This window comes from Streptomyces sp. NPDC104307, from assembly GCF_055584045.1.
On sequence record NZ_JBVJMU010000001.1, the window covers coordinates 1,414,511 to 1,437,566 of the forward strand.

Consider the following 23,056-nt stretch of genomic DNA (forward strand, 5'->3'; position numbering starts at 1 on the left):
GACGTTCCCCGGCCCGCGACCGTTCAATGGGTGCGACGGACAGCGGGCGGGGCGACCGGGAAGTGGTGGTGGACGTGGCGGGAGCGGTCTTACGGATCGGGGTGGTCGGCGGGAGCATCGCCGGGTGCGCGATGGCGATCGCCGGGGCCAGGGCCGGTGCGGAGGTGACGGTCCACGAGCGCAGCGAAGCGGCCCTGGAGGACCGGGGGTTCGGCATCGCGATTCCGCCGGGGCTGCACCGGGAGCTGGTCGCGGCCGGCTATCTGGACGCGGGCATGCCGACGGTTCCGGCGCCCTCCAGGGTCTGGCTCGCCCGGCAGGACGGTCACCCGTCCGCGCGGGAACTGGCCCGCCAGGAAGGTGCGGTGACTGCCTGTCACTGGGGGCTGCTGTGGCGCACCCTGCGTGCGAACACCGGAGCCGCCGTGCGGTACCACCGCGGGCAGCCCGTCACCGGGGTGCGGCGTCACCCCTCGGGCGGCGCCGTGCTCCGGACGGCAAACGCGGAGCACGTGTACGACATCGTCGTCGGGGCGGACGGGCCGAGGTCCGTCACCCGGGAGGCCGTCGCCCCCGGGGCGGGGCCGGTCCCGGCGGGGTACGCCGTGTGGCGCGGCACGCTGCCGCTCACCGCGCTCGCCGGTCACCCGCAGGTGCTGGAGCTGCTGAGCGGCGCGTGGATCACGCTCGGATACCGGGGCGGGCACGGGATCTTCTATCTGATTCCCGGCAGCGCGCCGGAATCCCGGCTGCTCGCGTACGCCATCTACGGCTCCCCTCCTCCGGCGACGTGGACGGCCGCGCACGAGACGTACGTACGGCACATCGCGCGGGAGTACTTCCCCGCGGACTGGGCCGCTCTCGTCGGCGGGGGCGAGCACACGTCCATGGCGTACCACCCGGTGACCGACTTCGATCCGCCCCGGGTGGCCGATCCGCCGTTCCTGCTGGCGGGCGACGCGGCGAGCATCACCAGGCCGCACACCGCCAGCGGTGCGACCAAGGCGTTGCAGGACGCGCTCTGTCTGGAGCGCGTCCTGCGCGGGGCGTCCTCCCCTGCCGAGGCGTTGCGCGGGTACGCGGCGGAGCGGCAGCCGGAGGGGGCCCGGCTCGTCGCCCTGGGGCGCAGGCTGGGGCGGGCGATGGTCGAACGGCCCCCGGACTGGGAAGCGATGGGGGCGGCGGAGGTGGCGGAGTGGTCCCGAGCGACGTTGGACGGGGCGGACAGTTACCTGCACGGGAGGGTGGCGGGGTGACGGGCCGGGGGTGCGGGTTGCGCGGCCTTCGGTCCCGCGCTGTCCTCAATCGCCGGACGGGCTTGAACAGGGTCACGAGTCGCGTGCGGCCAAGCCGCTGAGGGCTGTCCGGATATGGCGGGTGTCAGGCCGCGACGCGCTCGAAGACCGCGGCGAGTCCCTGCCCGCCGCCGATGCACATGGTCTCCAGCCCGTACCGGCCCTCGCGGCGGTGCAGTTCCCTGGTGAGGGTGGCGAGGATGCGGGCGCCGGTGGCGCCGACCGGGTGGCCGAGCGAGATGCCGGAGCCGTTCACGTTGATCCGCTGCTCGTGGTCCTTCTCGCCGAGTCCCAGTTCGCGGGTGCAGGCCAGCACCTGGGCGGCGAAGGCCTCGTTGAGCTCGATCAGGTCCAGATCCGCGAGGGTGAGCCCGGCGCGGGAGAGCGCCGTGCGGGTGGCGGGGACGGGGCCGATGCCCATGGTCGCGGCGGGTACCCCGGCGCGGGCGAAGGAGACCAGCCGGACGAGCGGGGTGAGGCCGAGCCGTTCCGCCGTGGCGGCGCCGGTCACCAGGCAGGCGGCGGCCGCGTCGTTCTGGCCGCTGGCGTTGCCCGCGGTGACGGTGGCCGCCGGGTCGGACTTGCCCATGATCGGGCGGAGCCCGGCGAGTTGCTCTGCGGTCGTGTCGGGGCGCGGGTGCTCGTCGGCGGTGACGACCGTGTCGCGCTTGCCGGTGCGTACGGTGACGGGGACGGTCTCCGCCTCGTACCGGCCCTCGGACACGGCCCGGCCTGCCCGCTGCTGCGAGCGCAGGGCCAGGGCGTCCTGGTCGGCGCGGCTGATGCCGTACTCCCGGCGCAGGTTCTCGGCGGTCTCGATCATGCCGCCGGGCACCGGATGGTTGACGCCGCCCGCCGTGACCCGGCCCCGGGCGAGCGAGTCGTGGAGCTGGAGGCCGGGGCCCTTGATGCCCCAGCGGCCGTCGTGCGTGTAGTAGGGGGCCGCGCTCATCACGTCGACGCCGCCCGCGATCACCACCTCGCTGAAACCGGCCCTGATCTGCATCGCGGCGTCGAGGACGGCCTGTAGCCCGGAGCCGCAACGGCGGTCGATCTGGGTGCCGGTGACGGACTGAGGGAGCCCGGCGTCGAGCGCGGCGACCCGGCCGAGGGCGGGGGCGTCCGCGGACGGGTAGGCGCTCCCGAGGATCACCTCGTCGACCCGGTCCGGGTCGATTCCGGTGCGGGCGACGACCTCGGCGATGACGAGCGCGGCGAGGGAGGCCGGCGCCTGCCCCGCGAGCGCTCCGCCGAAGCGGCCGATGGGAGTGCGCAGCGGTTCGCAGATCACGACGTCGTCTCTGTCGGGCACGGCGGGGCCTTTCGGGGAGGTGGGGCGGGGCGGACGGTCACGCGGACGGTGTGGGCAGGGCGTCCTCCGCGACCGCGAGCACCGCGCGCAGGGCGGCGGACGGGTTCTCTGCCCGCCAGGCCAGGGCCGCCTGCCGGCGGATGGGCGGACCGGCGAGCGGGCGGTAGACGAGGCCGTTCTGCTGGATGTGCTGGACGGAGGTGACGGTGAGGGTCACCCCGACGCCCGCGGCGACCAGCGCCATGATCGTGTACGAGTCGGGCGCCTCCTGCACCACCCGGGGGTTGAACCCGGCGGCCTCGCAGGCACCGACCATCGCGTCGCGCACGGTGGAGCCGGTGTTGGCGGGGAAGGAGACGAACGGCTCCCCGGCCAGGGCCTCGATGGAGACGCTGTCCCGGGCGGCGAGCGGATGGTCGGACGGGAGCGCGCAGACCAGCTCCTCCTGGTCGATCACCCGGTGGGCCACGCCCGGCTGCGTCACCGGCAACCGTACGAACCCCAGGTCGAGCGAGCCGTCCGCGACCCGTGCCAGGGCGACGTTGGCGTAGGTCTGGCCCCTCATCACCAGCTCGATGCCGGGGTGGGCGGCGCGCACCGCCCGGGTCAGCCGGGGCAGCGTCTCGTGGCTGGAGGCGCCCGCGAAGCCGATGCTGACCCGGCCGTACTCACCGCGGCCCGCCGCCTTCGCGGCCCGTACCGCGACGTCGAGGCCGTCGAGCACGGTACGTACCGGCTGGAGGAACGACTCCCCCGCACCGGTGAGCCGGACCGAACGGGTGTTGCGCTCGAAGAGCTGGACGCCCAGCTCCTTCTCCAGCTGCCGGATCTGCTGGCTCAGCGGCGGCTGGGCCATCTGGAGCCGCGTGGCGGCCCGGCCGAAGTGCAGCTCCTCGGCCACGGCGACGAACGCGGACAGATGGCGCAGTTCCATGTCCGCCCCTTGCCTCAACCGCCATTGATCAGTGAATCGTCTCGATCCGACCTTAATTCGGTATTGGACACCGATCAATGGGCGCTGACACGGTGGGGCGACGCACCCGCAGCCCCCACGAAGATCTGCGGGAACCATCGGATCGATCCGGCTGTCCCACCCCGAGAGGACCGTAACCGCCATGCGCATCAGGATCGTCGGAGCCGGAGCCATGGGCCGCGGCATCGCCCAGTGGGCAGCCGTGGCCGGACACACCGTCGAGCTGTGCGACGTTCGGACGGAGGCGGTGACCGAGGCGGCCGGCTTCGTACGCTCCATGCTGGAGCGGGCCGTCCAGAAGGGCCGGACGACCGCCGAAGAGGCGGCGGCCGCCGTGGCACGTCTCGTCCCGCTGGAGGACCCGTGGGCGGCGGGCCCTGAGGTCGAACTGGTCATCGAGGCCGTGCGGGAGGACCTCACCACCAAGGCGGAGGTCTTCGGCCGGCTGGAGCAGGCGCTGCCGGGCTCCGCCGTGTTCGCGACCAACACCTCCTCGCTGTCCGTGACCCGGATCGCCGCCACGCTCAAGGACCCGACCCGCCTGGCCGGGCTGCACTTCTTCAACCCGGTGCCGCTGATGCGGATCGTCGAGGTCGTGCCCGGAGCGGCCACCCGGCCGGACATCCCGCCGCTGCTCACCGCACTCGTGGAGAGCTGCGGCCACCGCGCGGTCACGGTCGCCGACACTCCCGGCTTCCTGGTCAACCACGCCGGGCGGGGACTCGTGACGGAGGCGCTCGCGCTGCTGGAGGAGAACGTCAGCGACCCGGCGGGCATCGACCGGATCGCCCGGGACGTACTCGGCCTGCGGATGGGCCCGTTCGAGCTGATGGACCTCACCGGACTCGATGTGACGGCCGCCGTCATCGACTCGATCTGGGAGGGCTTCCGGCACGAGGACCGACTGCGCCCCTCCTACCTGACCCCGAACCGGGTGACCGCCGGGCTGCTCGGCCGCAAGACCGGCAGAGGCTGGTTCGCGTACGGCTCCGAGGCGCCCGCCCCGGCCGAGGAGGCGCCGGTCTCCGGCGACGCGGACCGCCCGGTGCACGTCTTCGCCGCCGCGCACCAGGACCGGGACGCCGCCGCGCTGCGCGAGACGCTGACCGCGACCGGCGCCACGGTCGAGTCGGGGGCGCAGCCGTCGGCCGGGGCGCTGGTGCTGGTTCCGGTCTGGGGCACCACGGTCGCCTCCGCGGTCGCCGCGCACCGGCTGCCCGCCGGGCGCACCTTCGGCGTGGACCCGCTGCCCGCCGCCGGGCGCCGCCGGGTCCTCGCGGTGACACCCGCCGTGGAACCGGGGGCCGCGCGGGACGCCCGCGCGGTGCTGGCACGGGCGGCGGACGGCGGCGAGCCGTTCGCGGTCTCCGTGGTGCGGGACACGGCGGGCACGGTCGCGCAGCGGCTGCTCGCCTCCATCGTGTCGGTCTCCGCGTCGATCGCGGAACGCGCGCTGGCGGCCCCCGCCGATATCGATCCGGCGGTGACCACCGGTCTCGGCTACCCGGTCGGGCCGCTGGCCTGGGGCGACCGGATCGGCGCGGCCCGGATGCTGGAGCTGCACCGGGCCCTGTACGCGACGACCGGCGACCCGCGCCACCGCCCGACCCGCTGGGTCACCGAACGCGCCGCCCTCGGCCTGGCCCTGACGGATCCGGGCACCTCCCCGGAGCAGTGCCTCTGAGGGGCCGGGCATGACCGATTCGTACAAGACCTCCGGCGGGCGCCCGGCCTACGGTCGGATCATGACTCCACGACTCGACGCGATCAGCATCACCACCGCGGATCTGCCCGCATCACTCGCCTTCTACCGTCGGCTGGGCCTCGACATCCCGGCGGAGGCGGAATCCGCACCCCATGTCGAAGTGACGCTCCCGGGCGGACAGCGTCTGCTGTGGGACACCGAGGACGTCGTCCGGTCCTTCGACCCCGAGTGGTCGGGTCCGAAGGGCGGTGAGCGCCTCGGTCTCGCCTTCCTCTGCGACAGCCCGGCGGAGGTCGACGCCGTCTACGCGGAGCTGACGGGCGCCGGATACCGGGGCCATCTCAAGCCGTGGGACGCCGTGTGGGGGCAGCGGTACGCCGTCGTCCTCGACCCGGACGGCTGCGCGGTCTCGCTGTTCGCCGCCGCATCCTAGGAATCGGCGAGGTATGCGGTCAGGGTGGTGCCGGCCAGTTCACGCACCTCACGGGCGAGATGCGCCTGGTCGGCGCAGCCCGCCGCGAGGGCGGCGTCCGCGTACGGCGTTCCGGACCGTACGAGGGCCAGCGCGCGCTGGAGCCGCAGCACCCGGGCGAGCGTCTTCGGGCCGTATCCGAAGGCCGCCAGGGAGCGGCGATGCAGCTGGCGTGCGCCGAGACCGGCCGCCCGTGCCGTGTCCGCGACGGACCGGCCGCCGTCCAGCTGCGCGGCGACGAACGTCATCAGCGGGTCCGGGGGCGCAGTGGCGGCCGCCCGGCGCAGGGCGATCTCCTCCAGCGCGGCGGCCGGCTCCTCGGCCTCCGCGACCCGTTCGGTGAGCTCGCGGACCTCCGCGTCCGGCCACAGCCCGGCCAGCGCGATCCGGCGGTCGCGCAGCTCGTGCGCCGGTACGCCGAGCAGCGCGGGAGCCGTGCCGGGGGCGAAGCGGATGCCCGCGAAGCTGCCGCCGTCGGTCACGGAGGTGGGTTCCGCACGGGTGTCCGGACCCGCGACGAGCAGCCTGCCGCCGATCCAGAGCAGGTCCATGCAACCGTCGGGCAGCACCGGGTGGGCCGAGCCCGGTGGCACGGTCAGCGTCCACACTTTCGCGCCGTCGAGTCTCGACGCGCGCTCTACGTAACGGTCACCCATCCCACTAGTCTCTTCCGAGGACGGGCGCAGGGAAAACGGGCGGAATCGGCATCCCGGGGGCGGTCATGGCTGCACTGATGGAATTCACCACCGACAGCGGCGCGACGGTGACGGTCGAGGTCGACCGGCATGCTCCGGGTGCGCGGCTGGTCGCGCGGGACGGCAACGCCCTGGCCCGCTCCGGGCACACCTTCGACCACGCGCTCCAGGGGATCCGGGCGGCGGCGGAATCGGCACTCGCGGTGTTCCGGGACGGCACGCTGAAGCCGGACGGGGTGGAGATCGAGTTCGGGGTGAAGATCACCACCGAGGCCGGGGCCGTGATCGCGAAGAGCGCGGTGGAGGGCCATCTGACGGTCAAGCTGTCATGGTCGCCCGGCTCCACCCCGCCGCCGCAGCCCGTACTGCCGGCCCAGGCCGCTCAGCCACCGCAGGCCCCGCAGGCCCCGCCGCAGCCTCCCGCCGCCGTCGGCTGACGGCCGCTCTCATTCGCCGGGCTGGTACGGCTTGTCCGGCTCCTTCTCGCGGCTCGGCTGGAGCCTGGACTTCACGTCGTCGGGCGGCAGGAACCGGGACCAGCGCTCCGGGAACTCGGACGGCATGTAGGGGCTGTCGCCCTCGTCCCCGTATTCGTCGTCCGTGTCCCCGTCCCAGCTCTCCGCCTGGGTGCGGGCCACGAACTCCGCCGCCTGGACCGCGCGCACCCGGTCGTTGGCCGCACGGGCCGCGGCCGTCGCGACCGAGGGCCACACCCGGTCGATGGCGGCGTTGACGGCGGCGCCCACCAGCACCGCGAACGCGGAGACGCCTATCCACAGCAGTACCGCGATCGGTGCGGCGAGCGATCCGTAGATCGTCGGGCCCTCGACCGTACTCGTGAGGTAGATCCGCAGCAGGAAGCTGCCCAGCACCCAGATCGCGAGCGCCATCAGCGCGCCCGGGGTGTCCTCGATCCAGGGCGAGCGGACGGGGACGGACACGTGGTAGAGGGTCGTCAGGAAGGCGATGGACAGCAATATCACCAGGGGCCAGTACATGACGCTTATCAGCTCGGTGCCCCAGGGGATGTACTCCACGACCCGGTCCGGGCCGACGACCAGGAGCGGCAGCACGATCGCGCCGAGCAGCAGCGCCACCACGTACAGCAGGAAGGCGAGCATCCGGGTCTTGACGATGCCGCGCTGGCCGTCGAGCCCGTACATCACGGTGATGGTGTCGATGAAGACGTTGACCGCGCGGGAGCCGGACCAGAGCGCGATCGCGAAACCGATCGAGATGACGTCGGGCCGGGCCCCGGTGGTGACGTCCGCCAGGAGCGGTTTGGCGAAGTCGTTCACGCCCCGCTGGGAGAGCACGGTCTGCGCCGCGCTGAGGATGTTGTTCTCGATGGAGGCGACCGTGGTGGTGCTGGTCCACTCGTCGACGTAACCGAGCAGGCCGATCAGTCCCAGCAGCAGCGGCGGCAGGGAGAGCAGGGTGAAGAACGCCGCCTCGGCCGCGAGTCCCAGAATGCGGTACTCCATGCACGAGTTGACGGTGTCCTTGAGCAGTTGCCAGGCCATCTGCCGCTTGGAGACGTTGCGGTAGAGGACTCGCGCCCGGTGGAGCCGGCCCGGTGGCCGCTCGGGTGTTTCATTTGCTGCCTGCACGTCCTTACCGTATCGGCATGGCAGCCACCACCCACACAGTGTCCAACCAGCCCCCTCCCCTGCTCGGCTACGACGTCTTCTCCGCGGACCTCGCGCTCACCGAGGCCGTGGACCGGCACCTCCCGCCGGAACTGCTCGACGAGGCGCGGGCCGGGCTGGTCCGGCTCGGCCGGTCCGCCGGTTCCGCGCAGGCGCAGCGGTGGGGCGCGCAGGCGAACGAGAACCCGCCCCGGCTGCGCACCCACGACCGGTACGGGAACCGCGTCGACGAGGTGGAGTTCCATCCCGCCTGGCACCGGCTGCTCGGGCACGCGGTCTCCGCAGGACTGACCGACGCCTGGGACCGGCCGGGCGGGCATGTGCGCAGGGCGGCCGGATTCCTGGTCTGGACGCAGGCGGAGGCGGGCCACGGCTGCCCGCTCTCGATGACGCACGCGGCGGTGCCCGCGCTGCGCACCGATCCGGCGGCGGCCGCCTTCTGGGAGCCGCTGCTGACCTCGCACGTGTACGAGGAGGGGCTGCGGCCGGCCGGGGACAAGGGCGGGGTGCTCCTCGGGATGGGCATGACGGAGAAGCAGGGCGGCACGGACGTCCGGTCGAACACGACGCGTGCCGAGCCGCTGTCCGGCGAGGGCGAGTACCTGCTCACCGGGCACAAGTGGTTCTGCTCTGCGCCGATGTCCGACGGGTTCCTGGTCCTGGCGCAGGCGCCCGGCGGCCTGACGTGCTTCCTGCTGCCCCGGGTGCTGCCGGACGGCACCCGCAACGCGTTCGCCATCCAGCGGCTCAAGGACAAGCTGGGCAACCGGTCCAACGCCTCGGCCGAGGTCGAGTTCGACGGTACGTGGGCCCGCCGGATCGGTGAGGAGGGGCGCGGGGTGCGCACGATCATCGAGATGGTGGCGGCGACCCGGCTGGACTGTGTGACCGGCTCCGCCGCGCTGATGCGGCAGGCGGTGGCGCAGGCGGTGCACCACGCCACGTACCGGAGCGCGTTCGGCGGGGTGCTGGTGGACAAGCCGCTGATGCGCAACGTGCTGGCCGATCTGGCGCTGGAGTCGGAGGCGGCGACGGTGCTGGCGATGCGGCTGGCGGCCGCCTACGACGCCGGGACGGAGAGCGAGGCGGCGTTCTTGCGGATCGCGGTGCCGGCGGCCAAGTACTGGGTGACGAAGCGGTGCACGCCGTTGGTGGGCGAGGCGCTCGAATGCCTGGGCGGCAACGGCTACGTGGAGGACTCCGGCATGCCCCGGCTGCTGCGTGAGGCGCCGCTCAACTCGATCTGGGAGGGCTCGGGGAACGTACAGGCGCTGGACGTCCTGCGGGCGCTGCAACGCGAGCCGCTGGCGCTGAACGCGTTCCTCTCCGAGGTCGGCCTGGCGCGGGGCGCCGATCACCGGCTGGACCGGGCGATCAAGGACCTGCTGACCGAGCTGGCGGATCTGGCCGGGATCGAGGCGCGGGGCAGGCGGCTGGTGGAGCGGCTGGCGCTGGTGCTGCAGGGCTCGCTGCTGGTGCGCTGGGCGCCGCCGGAGGTCGCCGACGCGTTCTGCGCCTCACGGCTGGGCGGCGACTGGGGCTCGGCGTTCGGGACGCTGCCGCACACCCTGGATCTGGCGTCGGTCGTGGCACGGGCGCGGCCCGTGGAGGGCTGACCTCCGTCCCCGGGCGCGCGCGGGGGCAGCAACGGGAGGTGGTGCTGCGCCGACACGGCACCACCCCCCATGCTGTACACACCGGGCTACGAGGCCGAGGCCGCGCCGTCCGGTGTACCGCCACTCTTGTACGGACCGGGGAGCGTCGCCAGAGTTGCAGAGGGTTGCAACCATTGTGTGGAGTTGCGGCATCGGGACCCCGGCAGCGGCAGGATGGGGCCCCGCGTCCTTGACACGGGTATCAAAGGCTCCAGGGGGGATCCGGCATGGAGGCACGTCCTGTCGATGTGATGCGGCTGGCGGTCCGGGAGTCGGACCGGGCCAGCCGCCTGATCCACCGGGCCCGCGAGGCGCGGCTGGCCGGTGACCGCACCCCGCTCGCGCCGCGGGCCGAGATCGGGGACTCGTGGAACCGGGTGCTGCGCAGCGGGGTCGATCCGGAGAAGTCCACCCACAGCGTCCTGCTGGAGCCGGACGAGATCGAGCACCGGCGCAGGAGCTCCACGCTGGGCGAGGTGATGCCGCTGCTCGGTGACGCCCTGACGGCCATCGCGGACGCCTCGCAGCAGATCATGGTGGTCACCGATGTGGAGGGCCGGGTGCTGTGGCGCCAGGGCAACACGGGGGTGCTGCGCCGGGCCGACGACATCTGTCTGGCGGAGGGCGCCGCCTGGTCGGAGGAGAGCACCGGCACCAACGCGATCGGTACGGCGATCGCCGCGCGCGGCCCGGTGCAGGTCCACTCCGCGGAGCACTTCGTGCGCAGTCTGCACGGGTGGACGTGTGCGGCGGCCCCGGTGCGCGATCCGAGGGACGGCCGGCTGATGGGGATCGTCGACATCAGCGGCCCCGCGTCGACCTTCCATCCGACGACGCTCGCCCTGGTGGGTTCGGTGGCGCGGCTGGCGGAGAGCGAGATCAGGACCCGGCATCTGGAGTCCATCGACCGGCTGCGCTCGGTGGCGGCGCCGATGCTGTGCCGGCTGGGCGGCCGGGCGCTGGCCGTGGACGGCAACGGCTGGCTGGCGGCGGTCACCGGGATGCCGCCGGTGGACCGGCTGCCGCTGCCCAAGTCGCTGCGGCCGGGCCGGGTGTGGCTGCCCTCGCTCGGGATGTGCCGGGTCGAGCCGCTGCCGGGGGGCTGGCTGGTGCAGGTGGCGGACGGTGCGATGGACAGCCCGCCGCGCCGGGTCGTGCTCGACCTGAGCCGGCCGCGCGGACTCGCGGTGAACGTGGTGAGCCCGGTGGGCACCTGGACGCAGCGGCTGTCCCCGCGCCACGCGGAGCTGCTGTTCGCGCTGGCGCTGCACCGCGAGGGGCGTACCGCCTCCGAGCTGGCGCAGGACATCTTCGGTGATCCGACCAGGACGGTGACGGTGCGGGCCGAGATCTCCCGGCTGCGGCGCCATCTCGCGGAGGTCCTGGCACACCGCCCCTACCGCTTCGGTGACGGGGTCGAGGTGGAGGTGATCCACCCGGAGCACCCGGGCGATCTGCTGCCGCGCTCGAACGCCCCGGTGGTGACGGCGGCGCGCAGCGCGCGTTGAACGGGTGCGCGCCCGGCCGGAGCGCTCGTTGAACGGCGTTCGCGCAGGTCGCGGCCGCCCGGCTGCCGGGACCGGATTGGGCCGGGGCCCGGGGGCATGGTTCTCTGGCAGTCATGAGCAACCCCGAGCGCCCCGCAGAACCGACCGCAGAACCGACCGCCGAGGTGACCGCCGAGGTGACCGTCTGGTCGCTGGAGCAGACCTCCCCCGATGATCTGCGGCCCTCCGCCGCACCGGAGGGGGATGTCCGGATCGTCCGGTCCGGGGTGCCGCTGCCCGAGTTCAGCCGCTTCCTCTATACGGCGGTCGGCGGTGACATCCGGTGGACGGACCGGCTGTCGATGACGTATGCGCAGTGGCAGGAGGCGCTGGACCGGCCCGGCGCGGAGACGTGGGTGGCCTACGCGGACGGGACACCGGCCGGCTACATCGAGCTGGACCCGCAGGACGACGGCGTGGTCGAGATCATGTACTTCGGTCTCATACCGGCGTTCCGGGGGCGCCGGATCGGCGGTCATCTGCTCTCGTACGGGGTGGCCCGTGCCTGGGACCTGGCGGAGCGGTGGCAGGAGCGGCCGGCGACGAAGCGGGTCTGGCTGCACACCTGCTCCAAGGACGGTCCGCACGCCATGGACAACTACCTGCGCCGAGGCTTCCGGCTCTTCGACACCAGGACCGAGCTGGAGCCCGACGTGGCGACTCCGGGGCCATGGGCGGGTTCCGGCCGGGAGCTGCTTCCGTAACCCGACTCCCGGGGAAATGCGCACGGTTGTCCGGATATCCGGGTGGCCCGGCGCCCGTCTCCCCAGTGACGGGCGCCACAGTGTCTCACCTGACGGGACAGTCTCGTCCACATCATGGATAGTGGTGGACTGCTCCGAGATCCGCGTGACACGCTTCCGTCATGTCTGGAACTGGAATTGCCTTGGTGAGTCGACGCCACGTCGACCTCGGCCGCATGTCCAGCGCCATCTGTCCGGCGAGCTGAGAGTTTCCAGCACCGCCGCGATCCCTTTCCTCTGCAAACCCTGCGCACCGCCGCGCCCAGACGCGAGTGTGCAGTTCAGAGCCGCCCTCCCGCAGTCCAGAAGGACGTACCGTCATGGCCGCTACCCCGGAACAGCCTGCGCCCGCCGCACCTCGCCGCAAGGCGGGACGCCACCGCGGCGAAGGTCAGTGGGCCCTGGGGCACTACACCCCCCTCAACGGCAATGAGCAGTTCAAGAAGGACGATGACAGTCTCAACGTGCGGACACGCATTGAGACGATCTACGCCAAGCGCGGGTTCGACTCGATCGACCCGAACGACCTTCGTGGACGCATGCGCTGGTGGGGCCTGTACACGCAGCGCAAGCCCGGGATCGACGGCGGCAAGACCGCGGTCCTGGAGCCGGAGGAGCTGGACGACCGGTACTTCATGCTCCGGGTCCGCATCGACGGCGGCCGGCTGACGGCGGCGCAGCTGCGGGCGATCGGCGAGGTCTCGCAGGAGTACGCGCGGGGCACCGCCGATGTCACCGACCGGCAGAACATCCAGCTGCACTGGATCCGCATCGAGGACGTCCCGGCCATCTGGGAGAAGCTGGAGGCCGTCGGCCTGTCCACGACGGAGGCCTGCGGCGACTGCCCGCGCGTGATCATCGGCTCCCCGGTGGCGGGGATCGCGGCCGACGAGATCATCGACGGGACCCCGGCGGTCGACGAGATCCACGACCGCTACATCGGCAGCAAGGAGTTCTCGAACCTGCCGCGCAAGTTCAAGACCGCGATCTCCGGCTCCCCCGTGCAGGACGTGGTCCACGAGATCAACGACATCGCCTTCGTCGGCGTCGTCCACCCCGAGCACGGCCCCGGCTTCGACCTCTGGGTCGGCGGCGGCCTCTCGACCAACCCCCGGCTCGCCGAACGCCTGGGCGCCTGGGTGCCGTTGGCCGAGGTCTCCGACGTCTGGGCCGGTGTCGTCGGGATCTTCCGTGACTACGGGTACCGGCGGCTGCGCACCCGTGCCCGGCTGAAGTTCCTGATGGCCGACTGGGGGCCCGTCAAGTTCCGCCAGGTGCTGGAGGACGAGTACCTCAAGCGGCCGCTGCTCGACGGCCCCGCCCCCGAGCAGCCCAGCAGCCGCTGGCGCGACCACGTGGGCGTCCACGAGCAGCAGGACGGCCGCCTCTACGTGGGCTTCGCGCCCCGGGTCGGCCGGGTCGACGGTCCCACCCTCGCCAAGATCGCTGATCTGGCCGCCGCACACGGCTCCGACCGGCTGCGCACCACCGTCGAGCAGAAGATGCTGATCCTCGACGTGGAGCCGGACCAGGTCGACTCCCTGGTGGCCGGTCTCGAAGAGCTCGGCTTCCAGGTGAAGCCGTCCCCCTTCCGCCGGGGCACGATGGCCTGCACCGGCATCGAGTACTGCAAGCTGGCGATCGTCGAGACCAAGGCGCGCGGCGCCTCGCTCATCGACGAACTGGAGCGCCGTATGCCGGAGTTCGACGAGCCGCTGACCATCAACATCAACGGCTGCCCCAACGCCTGCGCCCGCATCCAGACCGCCGACATCGGCCTCAAGGGCCAGCTCATGCTGGACGGCGAGGGCAACCAGGTGGAGGGCTACCAGGTGCACCTGGGCGGTGCGCTGGGCCTGGAGGCCGGTTTCGGCCGCAAGGTCCGCGGCTTGAAGGTCACTTCCGACGAACTGCCCGACTACGTCGAGCGGGTCCTCGGGAACTTCCAGAAGGAGCGCGAGGGCGACGAGCGCTTCGCGACCTGGGCGGCGCGGGCCAGTGCGGAGTCGCTGTCATGAGCGAGCGCGCCGCACCGTTCCACTGCCCCTACTGCGGTGACGAGGACCTGCGCCCGCACGAGACGGGACACGGGGCCTGGGAATGCGCCTCCTGCAACCGGGCGTTCCAACTGAAGTTCCTGGGCCTGCTGTCCCGGGGGCTGACGCGCAACGACGTTGGAGGGGACGGGATATGACGGACACGCTGCAAGTCGAGAAGCTCACGTCGCGGGAGCTCAGGGAGCTGGCGGAGCGGGCCGGACGGGAGCTGGAGGACGCCTCCGCGACGGAGATCCTCGACTGGGCGGCCCGCGTCTTCGGGCCGCGTTTCTGCGTCACCTCCTCGATGGAGGACGCGGTCGTCGCGCACCTCGCCTCCCGGGCCCTGCCGGGCGTGGACGTGGTCTTCCTGGACACCGGCTACCACTTCCCCGAGACGATCGGCACCCGCGACGCGGTGGAGGCGGTGATGGACGTCAACGTCATCACGCTGACCCCCCGGCAGACCGTCGCCGAGCAGGACGCCGAGTACGGGCCGAAGCTGCACGACCGCGACCCCGACCTCTGCTGCAAGCTGCGCAAGGTCAACCCCCTTGAGGACGGCCTGACTTCGTACACCGCCTGGGCGACCGGGCTGCGCCGCGACGAGTCCCCCAGCCGGGCGGACACCCCGGTGGTCGGCTGGGACGAGAAGCGGCAGAAGGTCAAGGTCTCACCGATCGCCCGCTGGACCCAGGACGACGTCGACGCGTACGTCGCGGAGCACGGGGTGCTCACCAACCCGCTGCTGATGGACGGATACGCCTCCGTGGGCTGCGCGCCCTGCACCCGCCGGGTGCTGGAGGGCGAGGACGCGCGCGCCGGCCGCTGGGCCGGGAGCGGCAAGACCGAGTGCGGGCTGCACGGCTGATGACGACTGATCAGGAGACTTCGATGAGCGTGACGGAGACGGGAGCCACCATCTGGCTGACCGGTCTGCCGAGCGCGGGCAAGACCACCATCGCCCGCGAACTCGCCGCGCGGCTGCGCGGCGAGGGCCACCGGGTGGAGGTGCTCGACGGCGACGAGATCCGGGAGTTCCTCTCCGCGGGCCTCGGCTTCTCCCGCGAGGACCGGCACACCAACGTGGCTCGGATCGGCTTCGTCGCCGGACTGCTGGCGGCCAACGGAGTGAAGGTGCTGGTCCCCGTCATCGCACCGTACGCGGACAGCCGGGAGGCGGTCCGCAAGCGGCACCAGGCCCAGGGCACCGCGTATCTGGAGGTGCACGTCGCCACACCGGTCGAGGTGTGCTCGGTGCGCGATGTGAAGGGGCTCTACGCCAAGCAGGCGGCGGGCGAGATCAGCGGGCTCACCGGGGTGGACGACCCCTACGAGGCCCCCGAATCGCCGGACCTGCGGATCGAGTCGCACCAGCAGACCGTGCAGGAGTCCGCGGCGGAGCTGTACGCGCTGCTGAGCGAGAGGGGTGCAGCGTGACGACCGTCGCGACTGTGTCGGAAGGCACCGCCAATCCGTACGCACTCAGCCACCTGGACTCCCTGGAGTCCGAGGCGGTGCACATCTTCCGTGAGGTGGCGGGGGAGTTCGAGCGGCCGGTGATCCTGTTCTCCGGCGGCAAGGACTCGATCCTGATGCTGCACCTGGCGCTCAAGGCGTTCGCGCCCGCGCCGGTGCCGTTCACACTGCTCCACGTGGACACCGGGCACAACTTCCCCGAGGTCCTGGAGTACCGCGACCGCACGGTCGCCGAGCACGGGCTGCGGCTGCACGTCGCCTCCGTCCAGGAGTACATCGACGCCGGAAAGCTCCGCGAGCGCCCCGACGGCACCCGCAACCCGCTCCAGACCGTGCCGCTGACCGAGGCGATCCAGCAGCACCGCTTCGACGCGGTGTTCGGCGGCGGCCGCCGCGACGAGGAGAAGGCCCGCGCCAAGGAGCGGGTGTTCTCGCTGCGCGACGAGTTCTCCCAGTGGGACCCGCGCCGCCAGCGCCCCGAGCTGTGGCAGCTGTACAACGGCCGGCACGCCGCGGGTGAGCACGTCCGGGTCTTCCCGATCTCCAACTGGACCGAGCTGGACGTATGGCAGTACATCGAGCGCGAGGGCATCGAACTCCCGCAGATCTACTTCGCCCATGAACGCGAGGTCTTCAGCCGCTCCGGCATGTGGCTGACCGCCGGCGACTGGGGCGGCCCCAAGGAGCACGAGACGGTCGAGACCCGCCAGGTCCGCTACCGCACGGTCGGGGACATGTCCTGCACCGGCGCCGTCGACTCCGACGCCACCACCCTGGACGCCGTCATCACCGAGATCGCCGCCTCCCGGCTCACCGAGCGGGGCGCGACCCGCGCCGACGACAAGATGTCAGAGGCCGCGATGGAAGACCGCAAGCGCGAGGGGTACTTCTAACATGACCACACCCACCCAGCTGGCCGACCAGCTGTCGACCACCACCCTGCTGCGGTTCGCCACCGCCGGGTCCGTGGACGACGGCAAGTCCACCCTCGTGGGAAGGCTGCTCCACGACTCCAAGTCGGTCCTCACCGACCAGCTGGAGGCGGTCGAGGACGCGTCCCGCAAGCGCGGCCAGGAAGCACCCGACCTCGCCCTGCTCACCGACGGACTGCGCGCCGAACGCGAACAGGGCATCACCATCGACGTCGCCTACCGCTACTTCGCCACCACCCGGCGCCGGTTCATCCTCGCCGACACCCCCGGCCATGTGCAGTACACCCGCAACATGGTCACCGGCGCCTCCACCGCCGAACTGGCCGTCGTGCTGGTCGACGCCCGCAACGGAGTCGTCGAGCAGACCCGCCGGCACGCCGCCGTCGCCGCCCTGCTCCGCGTCCCGCACGTGGTCCTGGCCGTGAACAAGATGGACCTGGTCGACTACGCGGAGCCGGTGTTCGCAGCCATCGCCGAGGAGTTCACCGCCTACGCGGCCTCGCTCGGCGTCCCGGAGATCACCGCGATCCCGATCTCCGCACTGGCCGGCGACAACGTCGTGGAACCGTCCTCCCACATGGACTGGTACGGCGGCCCGACCGTACTGGAGCACCTGGAGACGGTCCCGGTCAGCCATGACCTCACCACCTGCCACGCCCGCTTCCCCGTCCAGTACGTGATCCGGCCGCAGACCCCGGAACACCGCGACTACCGGGGCTACGCGGGTCAGATCGCCGCCGGGGTGTTCCGGGTCGGCGAGCCCGTCACCGTACTGCCCTCGGGCCGTACGTCGACGATCGCCGGGATCGATCTGCTCGGTGCCGGCGTGGACATCGCCTGGGCCCCGCAGTCGGTGACGATCCGGCTCACCGATGACGTCGACGTCTCGCGCGGCGACCTGATCGCACCGTCGGACGACGCCCCGGCCGTCACCCAGGACGTCGAGGCGACCGTCTGCCACGTCGCGGACCGGCCCCTCACCGTCGGCCAGCGGGTGCTGATCAAGCACACCACCCGCACGGTCAAGGCGATAGTCAAGGACATCCCGTCCCGCCTCACCCTGGACGACCTCTCCCAGCACCCGGCGCCGGGACAACTCGTCGCCAACGACATCGGCCGGGTCGTGGTGCGCACCGCGGAGCCGCTCGCGCTCGACGCCTACGCGGACTCGCGCCGCACCGGTTCCTTCCTGCTGATCGACCCGGCGGACGGCACCACCCTGTCGGCCGGCATGGCGGGCGCCTCGTTCGCCGCCGTGGCGCGGGCGGCGGCCCCGGCGGACGACGAAGCGGAGTGGGACTTCTGATGAGCAGGGACATCTTCTCGACCTTCGCGAAGGAGGGCGGCCGCGTCGGCAGCGGCGCCCTCGGCAGCGGGCAGGGCGGGGTCGCACGATGTGCGCGATGACGTACGCGCACTGCCTGCGCGCCCGGCAGCTCCAACCGCACCGCCCGCAAAGCCAGTTCAGACGAAGACCTGCCGACCGCCCGGCCGCGTCCCCCGATTTACCGGGGGCGTGAGAACCGGGCCTCCGAGAGGAATCCCTCCCGTGTCTGCCCCACGTACCACGCTGCGCCGCAGCATCGCCGCTGCCGCCGCCCTGCCGCTGCTCGCCGTGGCGCTCACCGCCTGCGGCTACGGCTCCGACGCGAAGGACGACGACGCCAAGAAGGCCGACGTCTCCGCCGGCGGGAAGAAGCTCTCCGCGGACACCGTGAAGATCGGGTACTTCCCGAACCTCACGCACGCCACCGCCCTGGTCGGCATCCAGGAAGGCATCATCGCCAAGGAGCTGGGCTCCACCGAGGTCAAGCCCTCGACGTTCAACGCGGGCCCGTCCGAGATAGAGGCGCTCAACGCCGGTTCGATCGACATCGGCTTCATCGGCCCCTCGCCCGCCATCAACGGCTTCACCAAGTCCAAGGGCAAGAGCCTGCGCATCATCGGCGGTTCGGCCTCCGGCGGGGTGAAGCTGGTCGTCAACCCGAAGAAGATCAAGACCCTGGACGACCTCAAGGGCAAGAAGATCGCCACCCCGCAGCTCGGCAACACCCAGGACGTGGCGCTGCTCAACTGGATCTCCGAGAAGGGCTGGAAGGTCGACGCCCAGAGCGGCAAGGGCGACGTCTCCGTGGTCCGCACCGACAACAAGGTGACCCCGGACGCCTACAAGTCCGGTTCCATCGACGGCGCGTGGGCGCCCGAGCCGACCGCGTCCAAGCTGGTCGCACAGGGCGCGAAGGTGCTCCTCGACGAGCGGAAGCTCTGGCCGGACGACAAGTTCGTGATCACGAACATCATCGTGTCGCAGAAGTTCCTCGACCAGCACCCGGACGTCGTCGAGGCGGTGCTGCGCGGTTCGGTCAACACCAACGCGTGGATCAACGCCAACCCGGACAAGGCGAAGGCCTCCGCCAACAGCGCGCTCAAGACGCTGTCCGGCAAGGAGCTTCCGGCCGACGTCATCGACCCGGCGTGGAAGTCCATCGAGTTCACCGACGACCCGCTGGCCGCCACGCTCGACGCCGAGGCCGAGCACGCGGTGAAGGCCGGTCTGCTGGACGAGCCGGACCTGAAGGGCATCTACGACCTGCGGCCGCTGAACAAGGTCCTCAAGGCCGCGGGCAAGTCCGGGGTCGCTGACGCCGGGCTCGCCGTCAAGTAAGCACCCGACCCGTTCCAGGATCTCCCAGGAGGTGACGACCATGGCCACGACCACGCTCACCACGGCCGAGGGCCGCACGGCGGTCGGGCACGCCGCCCGTCTCGACCACGTCTCGAAGTCCTTCGGCGGACCGCAGGGGCAGCAGCTCGTCCTGGACGACATCACGCTCGATGTCGCTCCCGGCGAGTTCGTCACCCTCCTGGGAGCCTCCGGGTGCGGCAAGTCGACGCTGCTCAACCTGGTGGCGGGGCTCGACCGTCCGTCCGCGGGGTCCATCGAGACCCCCGGCGGGCGGCCGGCCCTGATGTTCCAGGAGCACGCCCTGTTCCCGTGGCTGACGGCGGGCAAGAACATCGAACTGGCGCTGCGGCTGCGCGGCGTACCGAAGTCGGACCGTCGTACGGAGGCGGAGCGGCTGCTCGAACTCGTCCGCCTGGGCGGGGCGTACGGCAAGCGGGTGCACGAACTGTCCGGCGGTATGCGGCAGCGGGTGGCGATGGCCCGCGCCCTTGCCCAGGACAGCCAACTGCTGCTGATGGACGAGCCGTTCGCCGCGCTCGACGCCATCACCCGGGATGTGCTGCACGACGAGCTGACCCGGATCTGGCGCGAGACGAACGTCTCGGTCCTCTTCGTCACGCACAACGTGCGCGAGGCGGTCCGGCTCGCCGAGCGGGTCGTGCTGCTCTCCTCACGGCCCGGCCGGATCGCCCGGGAGTGGACGGTCGACATCGAGCAGCCGCGCCGCATCGAGGACACCGCCGTGGCGGAGCTCTCCGTCGAGATCACCGAACAACTGCGTGGGGAGATCCGCCGACATGGCCAGCACTGAGACCACCGCCGCGAGCGGCACCGCCGGGGCCGGAGCCCCGAAGGACGCCGCCCAGGACATGGCGGGCCTCGAAGCGGGGCTGGACGCTCTCGACGCGGTACGGATCAGCCGGACCCCGGTGCGCCAGGTACTGACGCAGAAGGTGCTGCCTCCGGTGGTGGCCGTCGCACTGGTGCTCATCATCTGGCAGATCCTGATCTGGGCGAAGGTCACCGACGACTACAAGCTGCCCTCGCCGTCCCAGGTCTGGTCCGAGGTGTCCGACGCCTGGGCCCAGGGCACCCTGCTCGGCTACATCTGGACCAGCGTCTCGCGCGGACTGCTCGGCTTCCTCCTCGCGCTCGTCATCGGCACCCCGCTCGGGCTGCTGGTCTCCCGGGTGAAGCTGGTGCGCGCGGCGATCGGCCCGGTGCTCTCGGGCCTGCAGTCGCTGCCCTCGGTGGCCTGGGTGCCGCCCGCGGTCATCTGGCTCGGGCTGGACGACACGATGATGTACGCGGTGATCCTGCTCGGCGCCGTCCCGTCGATCGCCAACGGGCTCGTCGCCGGTGTCGACCAGATCCCGCCGCTGCACCTGCGGGCCGGCAAGACGCTGGGCGCCACCGGGCTGCGGGGCACCTGGCACATCGTGCTGCCCGCCTCGCTGCCCGGCTATCTGGCCGGTCTGAAGCAGGGCTGGGCCTTCTCCTGGCGCTCACTGATGGCCGCCGAGATCATCGCCTCCTCGCCCGACCTGGGCGTGGGCCTGGGACAGCTGCTGGAGCAGGGCCGGGAGACCAGCAGCATGTCGATGGTCTTCCTCGCCATCTTCCTGATCCTGATCGTCGGCATCGCCATCGACCTGCTCATCTTCAGCCCGCTGGAGCGGTGGGTGCTGCGCAGCCGCGGTCTCCTCGTCAAGAACTGAGCTCCGACATGACTTCTCCGGTCCTCCTCGTCATCGCCCACGGCAGCCGCGATCCCCGGCACGCCGCGACCGTGCACGCGCTCACCGCACGGGTACGGGCGCTGCGGCCGGGGCTGCGGGTGGAGACCGCGTTCCTGGACTTCAACGCGCCGTCGGTGCCGAGGGTCCTGGAACGGCTGGACGCGCAGGGCGTGAGTGACGTGGTGGCGCTTCCGCTGCTGCTCACCCACGCCTTCCACGCCAAGTCCGACATCCCGGCGGTACTGCGGGAGGCGCGCGGCAGGCTGCCCCGGCTGCGGGTGCGCCAGGCCGAGGTGCTCGGCCCCTCGCCGCTGCTGAACTCCGCCCTGGAACGGCGGCTGGAGGAGGCCGGGGTCCGCCCCGGTGACAGAGGCTCGACCGGGCTCGTCCTGGCCTCGGCGGGCTCCACAGACCCGGAGGCGATCGCAGTGATCGCTGAAATCGCGCGGGAGCTGCGGCACACCGGTTGGTGTTCCGTGCGGCCTGCGTTCGCCTCCGCTGTATCCGCCGGCGGCTACCCCCATACCGAGGACGCGGTACGGGCCCTGCGGGCGGAGGGCGTGCGCAGGATCGCGGTGGCCCCCTACGTGATCGCGCCGGGCCGCCTCCCGGACCGCATCGCGGCGGGGGCGGCCGAGGCCGGTGCGGAGGTACTGGCCGGGGTGCTGGGCCCGTCGCCGGAGCTGGCGCGGCTGCTGCTGGACCGGTACGAAGAGGCCCGGGTGCCGGCCTCCGCCGGGATGGCGTCGCTCAGCGCGTAGTCCGGCCCCGCTCAGCCCACGTCGAGGCTGCCCGTGCGGGTCCGCTTGAGCTCGAAGAAGTCGTCGTAGCCGGCGAGCACCCGGAAGCTGTCGAACAGCCGCGCGGCCTCCTCTCCGCGCGGCACCGCGCGCAGGACCGGGCCGAACCAGACGGTCCCGTCGACATGGAGGGTGGGCGTACCCACATACGCGTCCGCCTCGGGGTCCTTGCCCGCGTCGTGGCTGCGCCGCAGCGCCTCGTCGTACGTCTCCGTGCTGGCGGCGGCGGCCAGTTCTGCGGGCAGGCCCAGCTCGTCGAGCGACTCGGCGATCACCTCGTCGAAGTCCTCGTTCTTCCGCTGGTGGATCCGGGTGCCGTAGGCGGTGTACAGATCCCGCAGGACCGACTCGCCGTGCCGCTCGGCCGCGGCCGCGGCGACCCGCACCGGTCCGATCGACTTGTCGACCAGGGCTCGGTACCAGTCGGGGAGTTCGTTGCCGGTGTTGTGCAGGTAGAGGCTCATCACATGGAAGCGGAGCTCGATGTCGCGCCGCCGCTCCACCTCCAGCATCCAGCGGGAGGTGATCCAGGCGAACGGGCAGGCCGGGTCGAACCAGAAGTCGACGACAGGCCTGCCCGCGTTCCGGCTGCCTTCCGAACTCTGTTCCGGGCTCCGTTCGGGGCTCTGCTCGGGGCTCTGTTCCGGGGTGCTTTCCGCGCTGCGGTGAGTGGTCATGGGATGAGCCTAGCCAGCCAGTGGCGCAATCCCCCGGGCCATTCAGCAGCTTCCCGGCTGGGCCATTTTCAGGCTGCGGTCCATTGCGGATCGCGACCGCTGAGGGCGAGGGCCCGCTCGAAGCCGGACACCGGGTTCCCGACGGTGATCTCGGCGGCGAAGCCCTCGTACCGCCGGTAGAGCCCGGCCGTCTTCTCCACGGTCTTCAGTACGTAGCCGGCCGTGCCGTCGGAGAGCCGGAACTCCTGGCCGGTGGCCCGCGCGACGTCCCAGCCGTGCAGCGCCGTCTCCATGATGAGCATCTCGGCGGTGTCCTCGGCCGGGGAGGCCGATTCGCCTTCTCCGATGGTGCCCTCCCAGACGGCGGGGTCCGACCAGGCGGCGACGGCGCGGTCCAGCTGAGCCGCGTACCGCTCGGCCCAGTCGGCGTCCGCCGTGAAGTCACGGGTGGTGAGCTCCTCGGGGATCTCGGTGCGCAGGGCGCGGTGCTCCATGCCGTGCGAGGTGTAGAGCACCCAGTGGTTGACGAGCTCCCGGACGTCCCAGCCCTCGCAGGGGGTGGCGGAGCCGTCGAGTTGTACGGGACGGACGGCGCGGGCGACCCGGGCCGCCTCTGCCGCGCATTCGGTCATATGGGCGTGCTCTGTCTTCATGCACGCCA

Annotated in this window: 24 protein-coding genes; 18 read left to right on the forward strand and 6 right to left on the reverse strand. The window is 72.0% G+C overall.

Annotated features, from left to right (window positions below; translation table 11 throughout):
- The first annotated feature begins 26 nt into the window (after window positions 1-26).
- Entirely contained in the window at window positions 27-1,256 is a 1,230-nt protein-coding gene (locus tag ACZ601_RS05835; RefSeq protein WP_469533378.1) for an FAD-dependent monooxygenase, read from the forward strand.
- A 124-nt stretch (window positions 1,257-1,380) separates the two neighbouring features.
- Here the strand turns inward: ACZ601_RS05835 and ACZ601_RS05840 are convergent, their stop codons facing one another.
- Both ACZ601_RS05840 and ACZ601_RS05845 read right to left on the reverse strand, forming a co-directional pair.
- Entirely contained in the window at window positions 1,381-2,607 is a 1,227-nt protein-coding gene (locus ACZ601_RS05840; RefSeq protein ID WP_469533380.1) for an acetyl-CoA C-acetyltransferase, read from the reverse strand.
- Between the two features lie 37 nt (window positions 2,608-2,644).
- Window positions 2,645-3,541 (reverse strand): LysR family transcriptional regulator, encoded by an 897-nt coding sequence (locus tag ACZ601_RS05845; RefSeq protein WP_469533383.1) that lies wholly within the window; start codon window positions 3,539-3,541, stop codon window positions 2,645-2,647.
- Window positions 3,542-3,722: 181 nt separating this feature from the next.
- On the opposite strand from ACZ601_RS05845, the gene ACZ601_RS05850 reads away from it, so the two are divergent.
- Window positions 3,723-5,264 (forward strand): 3-hydroxyacyl-CoA dehydrogenase, encoded by a 1,542-nt coding sequence (locus tag ACZ601_RS05850; protein ID WP_469533386.1) that lies wholly within the window; start codon window positions 3,723-3,725, stop codon window positions 5,262-5,264.
- A 10-nt stretch (window positions 5,265-5,274) separates the two neighbouring features.
- Complete coding sequence (locus ACZ601_RS05855) at window positions 5,275-5,718, forward strand: VOC family protein (RefSeq protein ID WP_469533387.1); 444 nt, start codon at window positions 5,275-5,277, stop codon at window positions 5,716-5,718.
- Here the strand turns inward: ACZ601_RS05855 and ACZ601_RS05860 are convergent.
- The gene (locus ACZ601_RS05860; RefSeq protein ID WP_469533390.1) at window positions 5,715-6,413 is read right to left on the reverse strand and encodes a DUF6597 domain-containing transcriptional factor; all 699 of its coding nucleotides are present in this window, start codon (window positions 6,411-6,413) and stop codon (window positions 5,715-5,717) included. The two genes, ACZ601_RS05855 and ACZ601_RS05860, sit on opposite strands and share 4 nt — an antisense overlap.
- 65 nt (window positions 6,414-6,478) lie before the next feature.
- Here ACZ601_RS05860 and ACZ601_RS05865 point away from each other — a divergent pair, with 65 nt between their 5' ends.
- Complete coding sequence (locus ACZ601_RS05865) at window positions 6,479-6,889, forward strand: CU044_2847 family protein (protein WP_440573912.1); 411 nt, start codon at window positions 6,479-6,481, stop codon at window positions 6,887-6,889.
- A gap of 9 nt (window positions 6,890-6,898) precedes the next feature.
- Here the strand turns inward: ACZ601_RS05865 and ACZ601_RS05870 are convergent, their stop codons facing one another.
- The gene (locus ACZ601_RS05870) at window positions 6,899-8,062 is read right to left on the reverse strand and encodes a YihY/virulence factor BrkB family protein (RefSeq protein WP_469533393.1); all 1,164 of its coding nucleotides are present in this window, start codon (window positions 8,060-8,062) and stop codon (window positions 6,899-6,901) included.
- 17 nt (window positions 8,063-8,079) lie between these two features.
- Between ACZ601_RS05870 and ACZ601_RS05875 the strand changes: the two genes are divergently transcribed.
- From ACZ601_RS05875 to ACZ601_RS05940, 14 genes are all read left to right on the forward strand, one after another.
- On the forward strand, window positions 8,080-9,717 hold the full coding sequence (locus tag ACZ601_RS05875) for an acyl-CoA dehydrogenase family protein (RefSeq protein ID WP_469533396.1): 1,638 nt from the start codon (window positions 8,080-8,082) through the stop codon (window positions 9,715-9,717).
- 266 nt (window positions 9,718-9,983) lie between these two features.
- Window positions 9,984-11,264, forward strand: coding sequence for a helix-turn-helix domain-containing protein (locus ACZ601_RS05880; protein ID WP_440573915.1), 1,281 nt, complete (start codon window positions 9,984-9,986; stop codon window positions 11,262-11,264).
- Window positions 11,265-11,377: 113 nt separating this feature from the next.
- The gene (locus ACZ601_RS05885; protein WP_469533400.1) at window positions 11,378-12,007 is read left to right on the forward strand and encodes a GNAT family N-acetyltransferase; all 630 of its coding nucleotides are present in this window, start codon (window positions 11,378-11,380) and stop codon (window positions 12,005-12,007) included.
- A gap of 161 nt (window positions 12,008-12,168) precedes the next feature.
- Window positions 12,169-12,252: a putative leader peptide gene (locus ACZ601_RS05890; RefSeq protein WP_309486338.1), complete on the forward strand. Its 84-nt coding sequence runs from the start codon at window positions 12,169-12,171 to the stop codon at window positions 12,250-12,252.
- 114 nt (window positions 12,253-12,366) lie between these two features.
- The gene (locus ACZ601_RS05895) at window positions 12,367-14,064 is read left to right on the forward strand and encodes a nitrite/sulfite reductase (protein WP_469533403.1); all 1,698 of its coding nucleotides are present in this window, start codon (window positions 12,367-12,369) and stop codon (window positions 14,062-14,064) included.
- On the forward strand, window positions 14,061-14,240 hold the full coding sequence (locus ACZ601_RS05900; RefSeq protein WP_440573918.1) for a hypothetical protein: 180 nt from the start codon (window positions 14,061-14,063) through the stop codon (window positions 14,238-14,240). Before ACZ601_RS05895 ends, ACZ601_RS05900 begins: the two co-directional genes overlap by 4 nt.
- Window positions 14,237-14,953 (forward strand): phosphoadenylyl-sulfate reductase, encoded by a 717-nt coding sequence (locus ACZ601_RS05905; protein ID WP_469533405.1) that lies wholly within the window; start codon window positions 14,237-14,239, stop codon window positions 14,951-14,953. Before ACZ601_RS05900 ends, ACZ601_RS05905 begins: the two co-directional genes overlap by 4 nt.
- A 23-nt stretch (window positions 14,954-14,976) precedes the next feature.
- Entirely contained in the window at window positions 14,977-15,522 is a 546-nt protein-coding gene (cysC, locus tag ACZ601_RS05910; RefSeq protein ID WP_469533408.1) for an adenylyl-sulfate kinase, read from the forward strand.
- Complete coding sequence (gene cysD / locus ACZ601_RS05915; RefSeq protein WP_469533411.1) at window positions 15,519-16,454, forward strand: sulfate adenylyltransferase subunit CysD; 936 nt, start codon at window positions 15,519-15,521, stop codon at window positions 16,452-16,454. The genes cysC and cysD overlap by 4 nt, the downstream gene beginning before the upstream one ends.
- 1 nt (window position 16,455) lies before the next feature.
- Window positions 16,456-17,799 carry a sulfate adenylyltransferase subunit 1 gene (locus ACZ601_RS05920; RefSeq protein WP_469533413.1) on the forward strand — a complete coding sequence of 448 codons (1,344 nt, stop codon included), beginning with the start codon at window positions 16,456-16,458 and terminating at the stop codon, window positions 17,797-17,799.
- Between the two features lie 243 nt (window positions 17,800-18,042).
- Window positions 18,043-19,158, forward strand: a complete 1,116-nt coding sequence (locus ACZ601_RS05925; protein WP_469533416.1) for an aliphatic sulfonate ABC transporter substrate-binding protein — start codon at window positions 18,043-18,045, stop codon at window positions 19,156-19,158.
- A 40-nt stretch (window positions 19,159-19,198) separates the two neighbouring features.
- The gene (locus ACZ601_RS05930; RefSeq protein WP_440578124.1) at window positions 19,199-19,990 is read left to right on the forward strand and encodes an ABC transporter ATP-binding protein; all 792 of its coding nucleotides are present in this window, start codon (window positions 19,199-19,201) and stop codon (window positions 19,988-19,990) included.
- Entirely contained in the window at window positions 19,977-20,897 is a 921-nt protein-coding gene (locus tag ACZ601_RS05935) for an ABC transporter permease (RefSeq protein WP_073734953.1), read from the forward strand. The genes ACZ601_RS05930 and ACZ601_RS05935 overlap by 14 nt, the downstream gene beginning before the upstream one ends.
- Before the next feature lie 8 nt (window positions 20,898-20,905).
- A complete protein-coding gene (locus ACZ601_RS05940) occupies window positions 20,906-21,679 on the forward strand; it encodes a sirohydrochlorin chelatase (RefSeq protein WP_469533419.1) in 774 nt (257 codons plus the stop codon).
- A gap of 11 nt (window positions 21,680-21,690) precedes the next feature.
- Here the strand turns inward: ACZ601_RS05940 and ACZ601_RS05945 are convergent, their stop codons facing one another.
- Window positions 21,691-22,395 (reverse strand): mycothiol-dependent nitroreductase Rv2466c family protein, encoded by a 705-nt coding sequence (locus ACZ601_RS05945; RefSeq protein WP_469533422.1) that lies wholly within the window; start codon window positions 22,393-22,395, stop codon window positions 21,691-21,693.
- 68 nt (window positions 22,396-22,463) lie between these two features.
- The gene (locus tag ACZ601_RS05950) at window positions 22,464-23,048 is read right to left on the reverse strand and encodes a TIGR03086 family metal-binding protein (protein ID WP_469533425.1); all 585 of its coding nucleotides are present in this window, start codon (window positions 23,046-23,048) and stop codon (window positions 22,464-22,466) included.
- Between the last annotated feature and the right edge of the window lie 8 nt (window positions 23,049-23,056).

Excerpts from the sequence above, each read along its gene's own strand:
- ACZ601_RS05835 (WP_469533378.1), top strand. The coding sequence starts at position 27 with ATGGGTGCGACGGACAGCGGGCGGGGCGACCGGGAAGTGGTGGTGGAC.
- ACZ601_RS05845 (WP_469533383.1), bottom strand. The coding sequence starts at position 3,541 with ATGGAACTGCGCCATCTGTCCGCGTTCGTCGCCGTGGCCGAGGAGCTG.
- ACZ601_RS05850 (WP_469533386.1), top strand. The coding sequence starts at position 3,723 with ATGCGCATCAGGATCGTCGGAGCCGGAGCCATGGGCCGCGGCATCGCC.
- ACZ601_RS05855 (WP_469533387.1), top strand. The coding sequence starts at position 5,275 with ATGACCGATTCGTACAAGACCTCCGGCGGGCGCCCGGCCTACGGTCGG.
- ACZ601_RS05860 (WP_469533390.1), bottom strand. The coding sequence starts at position 6,413 with ATGGGTGACCGTTACGTAGAGCGCGCGTCGAGACTCGACGGCGCGAAA.
- ACZ601_RS05865 (WP_440573912.1), top strand. The coding sequence starts at position 6,479 with ATGGCTGCACTGATGGAATTCACCACCGACAGCGGCGCGACGGTGACG.
- ACZ601_RS05875 (WP_469533396.1), top strand. The coding sequence starts at position 8,080 with ATGGCAGCCACCACCCACACAGTGTCCAACCAGCCCCCTCCCCTGCTC.
- ACZ601_RS05880 (WP_440573915.1), top strand. The coding sequence starts at position 9,984 with ATGGAGGCACGTCCTGTCGATGTGATGCGGCTGGCGGTCCGGGAGTCG.
- ACZ601_RS05885 (WP_469533400.1), top strand. The coding sequence starts at position 11,378 with ATGAGCAACCCCGAGCGCCCCGCAGAACCGACCGCAGAACCGACCGCC.
- ACZ601_RS05890 (WP_309486338.1), top strand. The coding sequence starts at position 12,169 with ATGTCTGGAACTGGAATTGCCTTGGTGAGTCGACGCCACGTCGACCTC.
- ACZ601_RS05895 (WP_469533403.1), top strand. The coding sequence starts at position 12,367 with ATGGCCGCTACCCCGGAACAGCCTGCGCCCGCCGCACCTCGCCGCAAG.
- ACZ601_RS05900 (WP_440573918.1), top strand. The coding sequence starts at position 14,061 with ATGAGCGAGCGCGCCGCACCGTTCCACTGCCCCTACTGCGGTGACGAG.
- ACZ601_RS05905 (WP_469533405.1), top strand. The coding sequence starts at position 14,237 with ATGACGGACACGCTGCAAGTCGAGAAGCTCACGTCGCGGGAGCTCAGG.
- cysC (WP_469533408.1), top strand. The coding sequence starts at position 14,977 with ATGAGCGTGACGGAGACGGGAGCCACCATCTGGCTGACCGGTCTGCCG.
- ACZ601_RS05920 (WP_469533413.1), top strand. The coding sequence starts at position 16,456 with ATGACCACACCCACCCAGCTGGCCGACCAGCTGTCGACCACCACCCTG.
- ACZ601_RS05930 (WP_440578124.1), top strand. The coding sequence starts at position 19,199 with ATGGCCACGACCACGCTCACCACGGCCGAGGGCCGCACGGCGGTCGGG.
- ACZ601_RS05935 (WP_073734953.1), top strand. The coding sequence starts at position 19,977 with ATGGCCAGCACTGAGACCACCGCCGCGAGCGGCACCGCCGGGGCCGGA.
- ACZ601_RS05940 (WP_469533419.1), top strand. The coding sequence starts at position 20,906 with ATGACTTCTCCGGTCCTCCTCGTCATCGCCCACGGCAGCCGCGATCCC.
- ACZ601_RS05945 (WP_469533422.1), bottom strand. The coding sequence starts at position 22,395 with ATGACCACTCACCGCAGCGCGGAAAGCACCCCGGAACAGAGCCCCGAG.
- ACZ601_RS05950 (WP_469533425.1), bottom strand. The coding sequence starts at position 23,048 with ATGAAGACAGAGCACGCCCATATGACCGAATGCGCGGCAGAGGCGGCC.